The sequence below is a fragment of the Paenibacillus sp. DMB20 genome (assembly GCF_000987955.1).
GTDB lineage: Bacteria > Bacillota > Bacilli > Paenibacillales > Paenibacillaceae > Paenibacillus_AQ.
The window spans coordinates 236,116-252,125 of record NZ_LAZU01000021.1; the positions used below are offsets into that span (position 1 = coordinate 236,116).

General features: G+C 52.0%; 17 protein-coding genes and 2 pseudogenes. 12 read left to right on the forward strand and 7 right to left on the reverse strand.

All coding sequences use genetic code 11. The annotated features are described in order from the left end of the window. Positions 1-53 precede the first annotated feature (53 nt). Positions 54-1,106 (reverse strand): S-layer homology domain-containing protein, encoded by a 1,053-nt coding sequence (locus tag XI25_RS08410; protein WP_046678176.1) that lies wholly within the window; start codon positions 1,104-1,106, stop codon positions 54-56. A 374-nt stretch (positions 1,107-1,480) separates the two neighbouring features. On the opposite strand from XI25_RS08410, the gene XI25_RS08415 reads away from it, so the two are divergent. Beyond that, a complete protein-coding gene (locus XI25_RS08415) occupies positions 1,481-2,383 on the forward strand; it encodes a putative RNA methyltransferase (RefSeq protein ID WP_046678177.1) in 903 nt (300 codons plus the stop codon). Positions 2,384-2,564: 181 nt separating this feature from the next. Here the strand turns inward: XI25_RS08415 and XI25_RS08420 are convergent. After that, positions 2,565-3,513 (reverse strand): annotated as a pseudogene (locus XI25_RS08420) (helix-turn-helix transcriptional regulator). A 278-nt stretch (positions 3,514-3,791) separates the two neighbouring features. Here XI25_RS08420 and XI25_RS36795 point away from each other — a divergent pair. Next, positions 3,792-3,947, forward strand: a pseudogene (locus tag XI25_RS36795) (DinB family protein); the annotation flags it as partial. Positions 3,948-4,065: 118 nt separating this feature from the next. Beyond that, positions 4,066-4,158, forward strand: a complete 93-nt coding sequence (locus XI25_RS36160; RefSeq protein ID WP_327204754.1) for a DinB family protein — start codon at positions 4,066-4,068, stop codon at positions 4,156-4,158. A 185-nt stretch (positions 4,159-4,343) separates the two neighbouring features. Here XI25_RS36160 and XI25_RS08430 read toward each other — a convergent pair whose 3' ends face one another. Together XI25_RS08430 and XI25_RS08435 are read right to left on the reverse strand one after the other, a co-directional pair. Next, on the reverse strand, positions 4,344-6,125 hold the full coding sequence (locus XI25_RS08430) for a SulP family inorganic anion transporter (protein WP_046678179.1): 1,782 nt from the start codon (positions 6,123-6,125) through the stop codon (positions 4,344-4,346). Positions 6,126-6,474: 349 nt separating this feature from the next. Further along, positions 6,475-6,804 (reverse strand): ArsR/SmtB family transcription factor, encoded by a 330-nt coding sequence (locus XI25_RS08435; RefSeq protein WP_046678180.1) that lies wholly within the window; start codon positions 6,802-6,804, stop codon positions 6,475-6,477. A gap of 318 nt (positions 6,805-7,122) precedes the next feature. Between XI25_RS08435 and XI25_RS08440 the strand changes: the two genes are divergently transcribed. Continuing rightward, positions 7,123-7,818: a hypothetical protein gene (locus XI25_RS08440; protein WP_235439756.1), complete on the forward strand. Its 696-nt coding sequence runs from the start codon at positions 7,123-7,125 to the stop codon at positions 7,816-7,818. Positions 7,819-7,888: 70 nt separating this feature from the next. Continuing rightward, positions 7,889-8,047: a hypothetical protein gene (locus XI25_RS34400; RefSeq protein WP_235439757.1), complete on the forward strand. Its 159-nt coding sequence runs from the start codon at positions 7,889-7,891 to the stop codon at positions 8,045-8,047. A gap of 110 nt (positions 8,048-8,157) precedes the next feature. Here the strand turns inward: XI25_RS34400 and XI25_RS35725 are convergent, their stop codons facing one another. Further along, positions 8,158-8,589, reverse strand: coding sequence for an ROK family protein (locus XI25_RS35725; protein WP_052759523.1), 432 nt, complete (start codon positions 8,587-8,589; stop codon positions 8,158-8,160). Positions 8,590-8,633: 44 nt separating this feature from the next. Continuing rightward, positions 8,634-9,290, reverse strand: coding sequence for an ROK family transcriptional regulator (locus XI25_RS35730; protein WP_052759524.1), 657 nt, complete (start codon positions 9,288-9,290; stop codon positions 8,634-8,636). Positions 9,291-9,707: 417 nt separating this feature from the next. Here XI25_RS35730 and XI25_RS08450 point away from each other — a divergent pair, with 417 nt between their 5' ends. The 7 genes from XI25_RS08450 to XI25_RS08470 all read left to right on the forward strand — a co-directional run bounded on the left by XI25_RS08450 (position 9,708) and on the right by XI25_RS08470 (position 15,185). Then, entirely contained in the window at positions 9,708-11,231 is a 1,524-nt protein-coding gene (locus XI25_RS08450; RefSeq protein ID WP_235439758.1) for a sodium:solute symporter family protein, read from the forward strand. Positions 11,232-11,272: 41 nt separating this feature from the next. Beyond that, a complete protein-coding gene (locus XI25_RS08455; protein WP_046678181.1) occupies positions 11,273-12,565 on the forward strand; it encodes an AGE family epimerase/isomerase in 1,293 nt (430 codons plus the stop codon). A 1-nt stretch (position 12,566) separates the two neighbouring features. Next, positions 12,567-13,346, forward strand: coding sequence for a glucosamine-6-phosphate deaminase (locus XI25_RS08460; RefSeq protein WP_046678182.1), 780 nt, complete (start codon positions 12,567-12,569; stop codon positions 13,344-13,346). Beyond that, complete coding sequence (locus tag XI25_RS34410) at positions 13,339-14,007, forward strand: amidohydrolase family protein (RefSeq protein WP_235439759.1); 669 nt, start codon at positions 13,339-13,341, stop codon at positions 14,005-14,007. Before XI25_RS08460 ends, XI25_RS34410 begins: the two co-directional genes overlap by 8 nt. Beyond that, positions 14,007-14,216, forward strand: coding sequence for a hypothetical protein (locus tag XI25_RS34415; RefSeq protein ID WP_235439760.1), 210 nt, complete (start codon positions 14,007-14,009; stop codon positions 14,214-14,216). The genes XI25_RS34410 and XI25_RS34415 overlap by 1 nt, the downstream gene beginning before the upstream one ends. Continuing rightward, positions 14,195-14,503, forward strand: a complete 309-nt coding sequence (locus tag XI25_RS34420; RefSeq protein WP_235439761.1) for an amidohydrolase family protein — start codon at positions 14,195-14,197, stop codon at positions 14,501-14,503. Before XI25_RS34415 ends, XI25_RS34420 begins: the two co-directional genes overlap by 22 nt. A 241-nt stretch (positions 14,504-14,744) precedes the next feature. Further along, complete coding sequence (locus tag XI25_RS08470; protein ID WP_046678183.1) at positions 14,745-15,185, forward strand: OsmC family protein; 441 nt, start codon at positions 14,745-14,747, stop codon at positions 15,183-15,185. A 214-nt stretch (positions 15,186-15,399) separates the two neighbouring features. Here XI25_RS08470 and XI25_RS08475 read toward each other — a convergent pair whose 3' ends face one another. Then, positions 15,400-15,894 (reverse strand): NAD(P)H-binding protein, encoded by a 495-nt coding sequence (locus XI25_RS08475; RefSeq protein ID WP_235439762.1) that lies wholly within the window; start codon positions 15,892-15,894, stop codon positions 15,400-15,402. Positions 15,895-16,010 lie beyond the last annotated feature (116 nt).

Consider the following 16,010-nt stretch of genomic DNA (forward strand, 5'->3'; position numbering starts at 1 on the left):
AAGAAACGAGGGAGCTTCCGATGGATATATGTATGATTCTGCTGATAAGAAGGCTACGAGCGGGCGACGTCCCACCATTTGTAGTAAACCTTGACTTGTCCTGCAGGGTTTGAAATACGGGGCTCGATAACCAGCGTTTTGCCGCTGATCTTCAGTTGAATTTCTTTTTTGTTCTTCACGGCGGAGTCAATCTTCGCGAGGAGATAGCTTTTATCGATCTTGAAGCCGTACAGATCCAATACATCGGCCAGCATGCTGCGCTGGGTTTTGTCGCTGCTGTCGGACAGGGATATGCTGCTGAACGACAGGATTTGCGGCTCGAACTGTACGCTAACCGCGTTGTCGATGTCTCCCTCCTGCTTGGTCCGGGTCATGATCACGCGGCTGTCGCCGTCGTCATAAATGCGGTATCCGGTATATTTGGGAAAAACCTTCTGGCGGATCACCATATGCATGTCGTCCCGGTACAGGTCCCATGGCGTCGGGAGTTTGGGAAGGCTTGCGGTCGGGCTGCTTTCCACTGGTCTGTCGTACAGGATATGCATGCCGTGGTTCGTCAAATTTTTAATCAGCTGAAGCACTTCGGCCCGGGTGATGGTTGCATGCCCCATATATCCCCGGATCGTGTTCTCGCCTTGAATGCGCCCGTGCGCATATTTTTTGCCGAGCACATACTGAATGGCCTCATCTCCGGAATAGTTGACTCCATCGGCACTGGACACGAGTTCCGCGACCTGGGTGCGCGTAATAAAGGCGTTGCGTATCTTTTTGTCCGAAAACCCGCGGACCGGGTAATTTTTAAAATGAAGGAAGTTGTAATATTTATCCGACCAATACTCCGTTAAATAGGTCTCCTCCAAATCCTTGCCGCCGATTCCCACGACAAGCATGCGGATAAATTCCGCTTCAGTTACATTCTGGTTGGGCATAAATGTGCCATTTGCATAGCCGTTCACGATCCCTTTTTCGACTCCCCATTCTATGGTCGCTTTTGCCCAGTGGGTGTCGGTATCGCGGAAGGTAATGCCAGCGAATGCGTTCCCGGCTCCTACCAGCATCAATGCGGTCAGGAGAATGGACGCACACAATGACCTAAACTTCAACATCTAGCAATCCCCCATCTAAAATATGCTAAATTACTACAAAATACATTGTATAAGTCGCTATTTCGGGCGGTCAAGCGAATCAAGTCACCCGTGGCAAAAGATGGTTATTTCTAACTAATCCGAGGGTTCGGCCACATACTTAAGGACTAATGGCACTGCTGAAGGTCCGGCATGAAAGAACTAATTCGGATGAGGGGCGGCGGGAGCACAAAGGTCTACTTCACGAAAGCCGCGGTTCCCAAAAATAAAAAGGAACTTCAAAAAACGGGTTATTGAAGCGTGCTTAAACGGAGGTAGCATTGTGTTATGATAACGGAGCGGGGAATCTTCAGTTGAATCGTTAGTATTAGTAGAATAAATGAGGTGTTTAAGATATGACCGGAGGCGGAAAATTGACGGCGAGCGCCAGGCTGATGGAGCAGAACGAACGGCTTTTTAGATGCCCGATATGCCATGGCGCCATGAAAGTGGAAGAAGGAAAAAGCCTTCTCTGCGACGCAGGACACCGATTTGATTTGGCCAAGCAGGGTTATGCGAATATGCTGACGCATCCCTCCAAAACCAAATACGACCGCAGGATGTTTGATGCAAGGAGAATGATGAACGAGGCGGCGTTCTTTGAGCCGCTGCTGGTCCGCTTAAGCGAAATCATCGCACGGCGGCTGAAAACGGACGTCATGGCCGAAAGAGTGTACATGCTCGACGCGGGCTGCGGGGAGGGATCGCATTTAACCGATCTGCGCCGGAAGGTAAGCCGCTTCGGAGCGGAGGACGTGCTGGGGGTCGGCATTGACATCTCCAAAGAGGGGGTCCAAATGGCGGCAAGAGACGACCGCTCGAACCTGTGGTATGTGGCGGATCTTGCCAAACCTCCATTTTCGGACAAATCGTTCCACTTTATACTCAATATATTGTCCCCGTCGAATTATGCGGAATTCGGGAGACTGCTTACTGACGACGGAGTGCTCCTGAAAGTTATTCCGGGCAGCGGCTACTTGAAGGAGCTCCGGGCGAAGCTGTATGACCGGGATGACCGGCGAGCGTATTCCAACGAGCAGACGGTGGAGCTGTTTGAACGCCATTTCGAGCTGGAGGCCCAGGAGACGATCGCCTATACGGTCGGCTTGTCGCCGGAACAGCTGGCACACCTGGTCTACATGACGCCGTTATCCTGGGGGGCGGAGGAAGAACAGATCCTTCAGATGTTAAATGATCATCCGATAACCGAAATGACCTGCGAATTTTCCATTCTGACCGGACGTAAAAAAGGAAACTGAACATAGCGGTGTTCAAAAGAATGAGGCTTTTTCCAAATGGCGAGAATTGAACAGCCCCCAATGGATAGTCGTGCCTAAACCATTGGGGGGCCGTTCAGATTTGGAGCAGCCTCTATTTTTTGTTCTGGGCTGCATATTGGAAACACGGCTGTCGGCAGGGGGGCCGGCTCCGATCGCAGCTTCATTTATACTTGGCCATAATGCCGGCCAGTATTTTTTTTCATGCAGTCGATAAGCTCCGGAGGCTCTAAAACGGTGGCCTCATAGCCGAGTCCGATGAAATATTTCGCAAAAAACAAAATCTCGCTCTCCGGGATACGCTGGTCGATCCGCCCGGTGCCATCCTCGCCGAGGCGAATCCGGGGCGCCGGACGCAGTTCCGCCTCGCACCGCTGAACGCCTTCCCGGCTCAGCTCAACCACGATTGGAACGTAAACCTGCTTCTTACTCGTCAAAGACTCCCAATTGCCCAGGTGAATATGGCGGTGATCCCTGGCCTTCAAACCGGAAGAGTCGTACTCCGCCGAATGGATGCGGTCGCATCGGAACAAACGGAAATCCTCGCGCAGGAAGCAGTAGGCCGGACAGTACCAGAATCCGTTGCTCGCATAGATGCCGACCGGCTGGATCTTCCGCTGCGAGAAGCCGCCCTTGGATTCATACTGAATCGAAACGACCTTTTGTTCCACGGCTGCGTCCAGCAGGATGGACAAATAGAGGGCTTTCTGCTGCCGTGTCGGCGTAAAAATATCGACGCGGTTTTTCATTTGATCGATCCGGTCCCGCACATCGCCGGGCATGTAGAAGTAAAATTTATTCAGTGCGGACGAAGACTCGGCCTCAAAGGGCATAAACAGGTAATGGCGCAGGGCGTGGCTGGCAAAAAACATCGCGACCGCCTCTTCCTCGCTGAACGCGATGGGAGGAAGAATCCGTTCGTTCAGAACCTGGTACCCCCCATGAGGCCCTACCTCCGAATATAAGGGGACGCCCAGTTCGCTTAACTCTTGTAGGTCTCTTAAGATGGTGCGCGGAGATACCCCGAACTGGTTTGCCAGTTCTTTAACGGTAAATTTCCGCATCCGGTTGACGGTCATCATCAGCTCCATGAGCCGTTTGGATTTTGACATAACAAGTTCCCCGTTTATTGAATGATTTTGGTCCGTCTGAAATTATTTTCGTAATGATGACAAGAGTTGTCACTATTATAATCTACAATGGGAACCAAGCCCACAACTTAAACGGCGGATGGGGCAAGTAAATATTGGAAACGGAGTGAAAGAACATGAACGCGGTATATGAAATGAAACACTTATTGTTTGAAGAGCTGGAGCTTATCGTGAAAACCTCCTCCAACCTGATCGCCAAAATCAAGCCGGATCATTGGGATCACCGGCCCGCAGGCAACATGAGATCCTTGAAGGAGCTCGTTCAACATCTCGTGTCCGTGCCTGCCGTGGATTTGTTGATTTTGCAGGAGCACACCCAGCCCGTGATCCGGGAGTTGGAGGAGAAGATTAACGCGGAGCTGGACAAGGATAAGTTGATCGGCTGGATGACTTCCGGCACGGATGACGTAAAACGGTATATGGATCAGCTCTCGGACGAGGATTTTCTGCACAAAAAAAACCAAACCGTTTTACCTCGAGCACGGCACGGTTCAGGCCAAGTGGCTGATCGAGATCGTAACCCACGCCCAGCATCACCGGGCGCAAACGTTCAATTATATGAAGACGCTGGGGTATGAAGTGAACATGTTCGATTTGTATGGTTAAGCCCGCTTAAATTCGGCCGTTACGGCGTTATCAAATCGATCCATTAAAACAAGGGGTGTCCTTTAAGGCCATGAGCCAATGGACACCCCTGTTTGCGGTTGGGAGACGCTCGCTGTCGCTGATATTTTTAAGAACATCGGCCCAAGGCGAACCCGGCGAAACCCGTTCCCTTGAACGAATGTTCTTTATCCGTTCACGCCAGGGAGGTTGCGTTTTCTGGCCGGAATATGTTCTCGTTGAACCTCGGCCCCGGCGTGCCCCGACAGTTCATGGCATTCACGGAAGGCGAATTGCTTGCAGCCGGCGCATTGGGCGGCATTCAACTTCGTCAGCGCATATTGAATGGCTTCGCCGGTGCTGTCCAGGAACCGCTCGGGTCCGATGATTTCATCCAATCCCGTTTTATGCAGCACCTGCCGCGGCTGGTCCTGGATTTCCGAGATGATGACCGTACCGCCGCTTTTCTGAAAATGTTGTACGAGGCTCGCAAAGTTGGACTCTCCGGTCGTGTCCATATAGAGCACGCTGTCCATTTTAATAATGAGCACCTTGGGTTTGTAATGGATCTCTTCCATAATCGCCTGTTCAAACATGCGGGCCACCCCGAAAAACAGGGCGCCATCGACCGTATAGATGCTGATCTGAGGACAGTTCCGATGTTTGTTTACCATATCGGCAGACACTCTGGCGTTCTTGTCGGAGGGGTCCGGCAGCACTTTTTTGGTAACAAGGAGGCTGCTCATATGCTTCACGAACAAGACGGCCGACAGCAGCAGGCCGATTTGCACGGCGATAGTGAGGTCGGCAAACACCGTGAGCACAAAAGTAATGACCAGTACGAGTGAATCCGCAGTCCGGGTCTTCAGCACATGGGCAAAGGCCTTTCTTTCGCTCATGTTCCAGGCCACGATCATCAGGACCGGCGCCATGCTGGCGAGCGGGATCATCGAGGCATAGGGGGCGAACAGCAGCAGCACGAGCAGGACGACGACGCCGTGGACTACGCCGGAAACAGGAGATACGGCACCGCTTTTAATATTGGTGGCCGTTCTGGCGATCGCGCCCGTAGCCGGGATGCCCCCGAACAGCGGAGTAACGATATTGGCTATGCCCTGACCGATCAGCTCCCGGTTGCTGTTATGCCGGGTCCCCGTCATGCCGTCGGCCACAACGGCCGACAGCAGGGACTCGATTCCTCCGAGCATGGCTATGGCGAAGGCGGGCTTGAGCAGCGTTTGGAAATGCTCCATCGTTAGATCCGGAACGTGAAAAGCCGGAAGGCTGCTCGAAATCGCCCCATAGGTGGAACCGATCGTCTCAACCTGGCCCGGATAGAAGAGGGAGGCCGCAAGGGTTGAAGCGAGCAGCCCCAGCAGGGAAGCCGGGAGCTTGGGAAACCATTTTGGAACCATAATCATGATCGCGAGACAGATGAGGGCTGTAAGTACGCTGTAAATATTTACCGTCGAGAGATGCAATCCGATCTCTTTCATGCTCGACAGAAAGCTTTCCTGCTTAGCGAGGCCCGTAAGGCCCAGGAAATTCGCGATTTGCCCGCAGAAAATCGTAACGGCAATGCCTGTCGTAAAGCCGATCGTGACCGGTCGCGGAATGAATTTGATGACCCCACCCAGCTTGAATAGTCCCATGAGCAGGAGCATGATGCCTGCCATAAAACCTGCGATGAGCAGATTCTCGTAGCCGTATTGCATCACAATCGCAAAAAGAATCGGGATAAAAGCGCCCGTCGGACCGCCGATTTGAAATTTGGATCCTCCGAACAAGGAAATCAGGATGCCTGCCACGATGGTGGTGTACAAGCCGTATTCCGGCTTGACCCCCGAGGCAATAGCAAACGCCATTCCGAGCGGAATGGCGACGATACCGACGATTAATCCGGACATGAGGTCCTTCTGAAATGCTTGTAAACCATAATTCTGAAATCTGCCGTTCATAGAGGCCTTCATTGAATAACCACCTATATTCTAAATATTTGATTATTTGAATATATAGAATATTAAAGGCGTGCTGCATGAAAGTCAATTTGACGATAACTCTTGAAATACGCAAAAAAGAAGCAAGGGGAGCGCAGGGCCCCGCATTGCTTCATTTCTTGCAGCTTTATTGATTTTTTCGGATTAAAAATGTAATCGCCAAAAAAAACAACCTCTATACGTGGTTTGTTTTGATTGATGGATCGTCGTTAGACGTTTTTTTTTAAGAGATAAGAAAGAATAAACCACAGAGGTTTGCCATCCTTATCTCGCAAGAAAAAACTTCCGCTAAATGCGGTCTGTCTTCTAAGGAAGTACGTCGTTAGACGTTTTTTTTTATGTTCTCCAGCATGCTGATCGCATTAACAAGGTGATTATCGAAAATCTGCTTGGCGACGGCCAGCAGGTCCCGGATCAGCGGGTCCGTCAAGGAGTAGATGACGGAAGTGCCGTCCTTTCGTCCGATGACCACATTCTTATTGCGCAGCACGGCCAATTGCTGGGATACGGCAGACCCTTCGCTCCCCAAAAGGGACTGAATCTCATTGACGGTCTTATCGCCTTCGCACAGCACCTCCAAGATCCGAATCCGCAGCGGGTGTGCCAATGCTTTGAAGAAGTCGGCTTTAAACTGCTGTATTTCCTGAAACATCACGCTCGCTCCTAAATATTCAGTCTTTTAAATCCATAGAGATAGTGTAACACAGTTCGATAAGGCGGACGAATGATCAGGCCATATTCTTGTCCATTCAAAATGAACCGGGTCCTTTGGATATGTAAAAAGACATAAAGCCTTCCGCCGGCCGATTCGTGATTATTCCCCAGGAAATGACAGGGGAAAGGCTAATGGGCGATTTTGCTAGTGCCAAAGTATGAAATCAGTTGACCGCTACTTGGAAGGATGACATTGGTCAGGTAAAATATCCCTTGGTTTAATCTAGACAAAAAAAAAGAAAGGCGGCTTGATTGGATGAAAAAGGGAATGGGATTTGTATATAAGTTTTTGCTTGCTGCCTGCGCGTTCTTGTTGATTTCGGCAGCGGTGCTGCCAACGTCCCCGGCAGATGCGGCAGACCGGAAGTGGATGAATCAAATTTGGAAGGCCTATGAAACCTTTAACGCGAAGACGGTAAAAGCTTATGAGGCTTATCAAAAACAAATCGAAGAAAATTACGATCGTTATTATGAAAGCAGCCAGGCCAGAATCGACGAGCTGGAGAAAATAGTCCTTGAGGACCTGAAAATGTGGGATGCCAAGCTGCAGGCCGATTATGAGCAGCTGAAGCAGCGCTACGGCAATGACCGTTCTCTGGCCGACGAGCTTAGGGAATATTCGCGCGATATCAGTCTCACCAATATGAGCAGCCCGATGTGGAAGTACAAAAAAGACGCCAGCCGTACGTTTATGAACAGCCTGATGTGGAAGTACAACAAAGAGCTGAGCGATACCTTTCTGAACAGTTTCATGTGGACATACCGCAAAACGATTTCCCCGACGTATTTGAACAGCGCCGCCTGGGAGATGAAAAGAAACGTCAGCACGACCTATTTAAACAGCAATATGTGGAATCTTCGCAACGCTTCGAGCGATTCTTATCTTAGCAGTCCGATGTGGAAATACCGTGTGGGCAAGTTAAGCAAAGCACAGGCCAAAAAAACAATATGACCAGCTTTATAAAAAGTATACCGCCGCGCTGGCGAAGGTTAACGCGGAACAGAAAAAGTACATTGCCGAAATGGAGAGCGGAACGAAGAGAAAGCTTGAAGAGCTGTATTTGGCCACAATCAAGGGGCTTGAGGACCAGCGTGAAAACTCGCTGCAGGCCGTCTCCGAGCTGAGAAAGAAAATTACGGGGGAAGGGCTGGAATGGAAGCCCCTGCTGGTTACGCCATAGTTGAAAGACAATAATAACTCCCGCAGTCATCCGGGGCGAATAACGAAAAGCCTTGAGGGGTCATCCCCTGCAAGGCTTTTCGGCTTTTAAATGAAGGTTGCATCCCCTTTTTAGCCGCAGTATTCATAGTCCTGTATGATGGCGAGCGCAGCGCCTGCAGCCGGACTTTCCTCGTTTCTTACAAAGAGGATTTCGGTATGATCGCCGGGAAATCGAAGCGTTTTACGGAGCGTTTCCTCGACGGTCGATTCCCGGAACGGTTTGCTCCACGAATAAGGACTGTCTACGACAATGAGCTTCGGGTTGCATAGATGGATCATATGGGCCAGAGCCATACTGAGGTACCGGCCGATTTCCGCATAAAGCCGCTCCCGGGGAGAGGCGCCCGGATGAGCGTCCCCCGCCGTGCTCACGTTCTCCGCTTCAAGATCAAGCTGCTCCAGTCGCTGGCCCACGGATTCGGATCGAATGAAGGCTTCAAGGCAGCCCTTTCGTCCGCACCGGCAGATTGGACCATCCGGGTCGACGGTGAGATGCCCCACCTCGCCGGCGGTCCAGGAGCCTCCGACGTGGAGCTTGTCCCGGATCAGGAAGCTCCGCCAACCCCTTCGTCAATCCAGACATAGAAGGTCGAGTCGGCAGGTTCCCCTTCGAGTTGCCCGACGACGGCAAGCGCGCTTGCCTTTACGCTGTTCATCACCCGCAGCGGGACGGACAGATAAGGGGCAAGCGCCGCCTTTACGTCTACCTCTTCCCAGCCCATGTGGGAAGAATAATGCACGTAACCTCTTTCGGGGTCCACGATGCCGGGGAGGCCGACGCCGACGCCGATCGTTTCCGGGTGCCTTCGGATCAAATCCGCCGCGCAGGAACCGATTTTTTGCAGGCAAGTTTCCGGATCGGAGGTATCAAGCTGAAGCCGCTCGGCATCGATGGTGGTCAAGAAATAATCCGTAACCGCAATGTAAGCTTCCTGATTACGGAGATAGACGCCAATGGATTTCAAAGACTCCCGGATGATCTCGATATTGATTTTCGGACGTCCGGCGGACGGGGCTTCATGGGTGCCGGTTTCCCGGATGATCTGCTGCTTAATGTATTTGTCTACAATGAGGGATACCGTGTTTTTGCTGAGATTCAGTCTGCGGGAGATATCCAGCCGGGAGGTGGTTCCTTCCTTCCGGAGAAGCCCCAAAATCCGCTTTTCGTTTTGCTGCCGTAGGACAGCCGTGCCTTTCGTCATCTCGATTACCTCTTCATATGCAGGGATTGGAAAAAAGCTCTTTAACGACATTGTAACAAGGACGGAGGAACGGAACAAATGTGACGGTTAACGGCAACGAGACGGAGGCTTTGCTTATGGCTGGTACTGGATAAAGAGAAAAGCTCCGGATTTGGAGCTTGAAATTCGGCATTGACATGGTGGAATCGAGTATAGTACTTTATAGGAAATAATTAGTCATAGTTAAGGATTAAATGATTGGCGTTTTGAAATTACGAAGGAAAGGGGGAAAGAATTACCGGACGACAAACACAAGCTGGACCTTTTCACTAACCTGATTTCCCATCAAAAATGAAAACGATTCCAATACTTCGAATGTTCGCTGGAACACCTTGATTGCGGTTTGGCCGTATCCAAATGGAAAGGGGTTCGTTTATCGTGAAATGGGCAGATTTGATTGTTATCGGCTTTTATATCTTACTCGTTATGGGTGCGACTTACTGGTCGCTGAAGCAGGTGAAGAACAGCAATGACTTTTTTGCGGCCGGAGGAAAGCTGCCCTGGTGGCTGTCAGGGGTTTCGCATCATATGTCGGGCTACAGCGCGGCGGTCTTTGTGGCTTATGCCGCGGTGGCATACAACTATGGATTTACGATGTACGTCTGGTGGGCGGTGCCGATAGCGATCGGCGTGTTTGCGGGTTCGTTCCTGTTTGCCCCGCGGTGGGCAAGACTGAGACGGAGGCTGAACATCGAGTCGCCGATGGAATACTTGTCCATCCGTTACAATGTGCCGACCCAGCAGATGATGGCCTGGAGCGGAGTGCTGCTCAAGGTGTTTGACGTCGGCGCCAAATGGGCGGCGATCGCCGTGATCCTGAACGTGTTTACCGGGCTGGATATCATGACGGGGATTTTCATTTCCGGGGCGGTGGGACTGTTTTATACCGCTATCGGAGGACTTTGGGCTGACGCGCTGAATGATTTCGGGCAATTTATCGTGCAGCTGCTTGCCGCTGCGGCCATGATCGTGGCCGTTGCTTCCCGGCTCGGCGGGTTCGGCGAGCTGCTGACGATGTGGGACCGGCTGCCGGCCGAACATTCCATGCCCCTGCGGGAGCCGTACACCCTAGGCTTTGTTCTGGCGTATCTGCTGATTTATACGTTCAGCTACAACGGGGGGACGTGGAACCTGGCACAGCGTTTTATCGCTTCTCCCCGTGGGAAGGACGCCCGAAAAGCCGCCGTTTTATCGTCCATCCTGTACTTGGTATGGCCGCTTTTCATATTTTACCCGATGTGGGCGGCGCCGATTCTGTTCCCGGGATTGGAGGACCCGACGAAATCCTATTCGATCATGGCGACGGAGCTTCTCCCGCACGGCTTGATCGGGCTTGTCCTTATCGCGATGTTCACCCAGACGCTGGCGATGACCTCATCGGACGCCAACGCGATTACGGCGGTCGTAACGCGTGATATTCTGCCGGTCATGTTCCCGAAAAAATTTCAAAAGAACCGGACCTCCCTGTTCGCGGTACGCCTGACGGTGCTGATTTTTATCCTTGTCACCGTCATGATCGCCCTGAACGCCAAATCGTTCGGCGGCGTGCTGGATCTCTTGATCATCTGGTTCGGAGGGCTGGTCGGTCCGATCTCCATCCCGATGCTGCTCGGTCTGCTGCCATGGTTCCGGCGGAGCGGCTCGGCGGCGGCGATAACCTCCTGGTGCGCAGGCATTGCCGCTTTCATTCTGGTCAAGTTCGTCATCCCTGATCTGAGTACGGCTGCCGTTGTTGCCGCACCGGTCTTGACCTCCCTCGTTATATATGCGGGGATGGGATGGCTAAACCCGAACAAGGTCGTAAGGGCGGAGGTCGATGAGCTGCTGGATGCGCTTAATCGGGATGACGATGACGACTACGCGCCGGTGCCGCCAAAAGGAGCGGTCACGGATGCGGGCTGACGGGATGGCGCATATGGAACCGTAGGCAAAAAAGGGGTGAAATGATGAAAAAATCATCGCTGGATTTTTATCGCAATCACGTGAATCAAGTGCTGCTCCCGTTCTGGGAACGGGCGCTGGATGAACGGAATGGCGGAGTATACACCTGTTTTAACAACGCCGGAACGGAGCGGATATCGACGGATAAATATACCTGGTCCCAGGGAAGATTTGTCTGGATCTGGTCCCGTCTTGCCCGGCTGCGCATGGATGGCTTAATGCAAGGGGAAGCGGAGCCGCTGCTTGCGCAGGCAGGAAAAACGGCACGTTTTTTGAGGGAGCGTGCTTTTCTGGAAAACGGCCATGCGGCCTTTTTGCTCACCGAAGACGGAAAGCCCAAGGAGAGTTTCCCGGGAGCCGGATATGATTCGAGCTTTTATGCGGATTGTTTCGTCGTGCTTGGATTTACGGAGTACGCGCGTGCAGCCGGCGATAGGGAGATGCTTGGCCAGGCGCTGGCAGTATATGATTCCATCCTGTCCCGGCTGGATCGGGGGGACGTTCGCAGCGAGCCGTACCCGGCGCCGGAAGGGCTTTGCCTCCATGCCTACTCCATGATCATGCTCAATGTGTCCCAAGAGCTTGCCGAGGTTTTGAGGGCGTTTCGTCACGGGCGGGCCGAAGAGGTGGAGCGCCGGGCTGTCGGGTATATGGACAAGATTTTGGACCGGTTTGTCATGGCCGACGGCACGCTGCTGGAGATGGTGGATGAACACGGAGTCCGGGGAAGAAAGGAAAAGCTGCTTTGCCGTTACGTCAATCCGGGCCATGCGATTGAATGCATGTGGTTCGTCATGAAAACGGCGGAATTTAACGGGCGCGCGGATGCCCTGGACCAAGCTTGCGCTGTCGTCAGACGTGCGTTCGAGCTGGGCTGGGATCCCGTCTACGGCGGATTGCTGCGGTTCGTAGATTACGGAGGAGGCGAGCCCGAAGGCGATCTGATCGGCGACGGGAATGAGGATCTGATCCTCGGATCCTGGGATACAAAGCTGTGGTGGCCTCATTCGGAGGCTTTATATTCTGCCGTTCTGGCCTATGATTTTAGCGGGGATGATAGGATCCTGGACTGGTATGAGCGTGTGTTCGAATATGCCTTCAGCGTATTTCCGAACCCGGATGCCAAGGTGGGCGAATGGATTCAGATCCGCGACCGTCAGGGACGCCCGCTGGAAAAGGTCGTCGCGCTGCCGGTCAAGGACCCGTATCATGTTTTGCGGAACATGCTGCTGATCATAGAACGGCTGTCGGAGCGGGATTGCAAGATCAAACTGGAAACGAAAGGAGTACGGTAACATGAGTACGTTAACCGTGGCGGATTTAACATTTGAAAGGTTGAATGTCAAAGTGTATCAAGACCGAGCGTCGCTGGGGAGGGCTGCGGGGCTGGAGTGCGCCGCTCATATGAGAGAACTGCTCGGGAAGCAGGAGCGCATCCGAATGGTTTTTGCCGCCGCCCCGTCCCAAAACGAATTTTTGGAGACGCTGGCATCGGAGCCGGATCTCGACTGGTCGCGCGTCATCGCATTTCATATGGATGAATATATCGGATTGGATCGTCAAGCCCCACAGCGCTTTGCCCAATTTTTGCAGGAGAGGTTGTTCGATCTTGTGCGACCCGGCGAGGTTCATCTGATCGATGGCGGCGCGTCTCCCGAAGAGGAATGCCGGAGGTACGGGGAGCTCGCCTCGAAGCAGCCGATCGATATCGTCTGCATGGGAATCGGGGAGAACGGCCATATCGCATTTAACGATCCGCCGGTTGCGGACTTTCATGATCCGGCACCGATGAAGCCGGTGAAGCTGGATGAGGTGTGCCGCCGGCAGCAGGTAAACGATGGCTGCTTCGAATCGATCGGAGACGTGCCGACCCATGCGCTGACGCTGACGATTCCGATGCTGATGTCAGGCAGGAGGCTGTTCTGCATGGTTCCCGGCGCAACCAAAAGGGCAGCCGTCCGCCGTACGCTGCATGACGAGATATCCACCTCGTGTCCTTCCACCATTCTCCGCACGCATGCCGACTGTACGCTTTATACGGATACGTCGGCATATGGGGAAGATGCGAATGGGTAGTCCGCAAGCGTGGTCACTCCGCGGCATTCATTATGCGACGGGGGAGCCGGTGGAGGTTGTCATTCGGGAAGGCTTCATTTTAAGCGTAAGTCCTTGCGACCCTAAAGACCGCTCCGCTCTCGGGTACATTGGACCGGGGCTGGTCGATCTTCAAATCAACGGTTACGCCGGGCATGACTTCAATTCGCTGCCCTTGTCGGCCGATCTGGTGCCGGAGGTTACCGCGAAGCTGTGGAGGGAAGGGGTAACCTCGTATTGCCCGACGGTAATCACGAACGGGGACCGCGAGATCGGGGAAGCGCTGCGAAGGATCGCAGAGGCGTGCGAAAAGAATAAAGAAATCGGCTCATGCATAGCGGGCATTCACCTGGAGGGACCGTTTATCACGCCGGAAGACGGTCCCCGGGGCGCACACGACCGGAAATTCGTCAAGCCGCCGGATTGGGAGCTGTTTCAGCGCTGGCAGGAAGCGGCCGGCGGGCGCATCGCCATCGTGACCCTTTCCCCGGAATGGGATTCGGCGGCTTCCTTCATAGAACGCTGCGTGGATAGCGGCGTGGCGGTTTCCATAGGGCATACGGCTGCGGCTCCGGAACAGATCAGGGAAGCGGTCAGGGCAGGAGCGAGCTTGTCGACCCATCTCGCAATGGGGCTCATCTGATGCTGCCCCGCCATCCGAATTATTTATGGGAGCAGCTGGCGGAGGACCGCTTGCATGCATGCCTGATCGGCGACGGCTTTCATTTGCCGGATGCGTTTCTCAAAGTGGCGCTTCGCGCGAAAGGCGAGAAAGCCATGCTCGTAAGCGATGCGGTATCTTTAAGCGCATGCCGCCGGGGATTTACGATATGCATATCGGCGGGCGGGTAAGGTTGACGGAGGAAGGCCGCCTCTGTGTCGCTGAACGGCCGGAGCTGTTGGCCGGTTCGGCACAAATGCTTCCCTGGGGCATAGGCAAGCTGGTCGGCAGCGGGATTGCCGATCTCCGGACGGCTTGGGATATGGCCTCCGTACGTCCGGCCCGGTTTATCGGCACCTCCGGGTCGGGTGGGCTGAAGCCTGGTGCTGCGGCGGATCTGGTGCTGTTTGACATACACGGAAGGGATATATCCATCCTCAGGACGGTTAAAGATGGAAAGACCGTGTATGCGGTTTGAAAGGTTACAGGCAAGAGGTCCTTTTCCCATGAGGTGAAAGACCTCTTGCGCACTTATTTGTGATTGTTTTCACATAATTATTCTATCTGCTGAACTATAGTTGAGGTAGCAGGAGTGCCGTTAAAAGCGCCATGCTGACCGATAACTCAAGTAAATCTTTATATCTTAATTTTTAATTTTTATTATTCTTATCTGTTAAGTGTGTTATAATCTTAAAAAAAGATAGAGGAGAGGGATCAACATGCCGCTGGAGACATTTAAAGCGACCGCACATTTGCAGCAGGGAATGGTAGTGAAAGCCAAATCGAGAAATTTTGAGATTACGATCGATGAACCGAAAAACCTGGGAGGTACGGACCAAGGGATGAATCCGGTGGAGCTCGTCCTCTGCGCGCTGGGCGCTTGCCAGTCCATTGTAGCCCGGGTATATGCACGCAAATTTGATATAACTTTCGAGGATTTCTGGGTGGAGGTAGAAGGCGATCTGGACACCGACGGATTCATGAACAAATCCGACGTGCGTCGGGGATACTCGGAGGTCAGATACAACATACATATTAAAACGGATGCGCCAAGAGAAAAGGTGGAAGCCTTTGTCGACTTTATCGAGCGCACCTGCCCGGTAGGCGATACCATCAACAACCCGGTTAACCTGGTTTTGGACAAAATCGTCGTGGAATAAACATCATGAAGCTTCCCCGCCGAACCTTGGGGTTCCCGGCGCGGAAGCTTTTTAATTTAGGCTATGTATTAATGCGAGATAAAAGGTGCTTTGTGTACGTACTTGGGGTTATCTATTTGGTCAATGATGAAGGAGGCTATATCTTGATTGGTAATTTTTGTGCCAGGCATATCAGTGAGGTTTTCCTTTATATCATTTGATTCTAAGCTATCTATTACAAATGGCAATCTAATGAGTGTCCATTGGATATGTTTATTGTTGAACAAAATTTCCCATTCCAATTTTTTTGTCCTGCATCATTTTTGGAAAAAAAAAGTTCAAACATCTTTGCTCCAAAACGATTTATGATACTCTTTTTATCATCGTTAATAGTTAGAGAACCACCAGAAACACCTATATAACGACTAATGTTTAAATCTTTCATCACATCAAGAATGTTTTTGGTTACTTTGCTGTACATAGGTTCCTCTTTGGTTGGTTGGCCAAATGTATTAATCACAATTTTACAATCTTTAAGCAGTTCTTGAATATGATCAATATCTTGTATTTGCCCTTTCACTATTTCAATTTTATCGTTTTTACACAACACCCTTTCCGGATTCCTAACAAGCATGCGAACTTGATATCCTTTTTGTATTGCATGAGTTGCAATATGACGTCCTACTTTCCCTGTTCCTCCAATGATACCTATTTTATAAGAGTTATCCATTATATCCTCCAACTCAATTTAATAATAGGTATACGCACCATTCCTTTAATGGGTTTCATTACCGTTATAAATTCTCTTGCAGAACTCTCCAATAACGCGAAAAGGGCCCTCCGCGA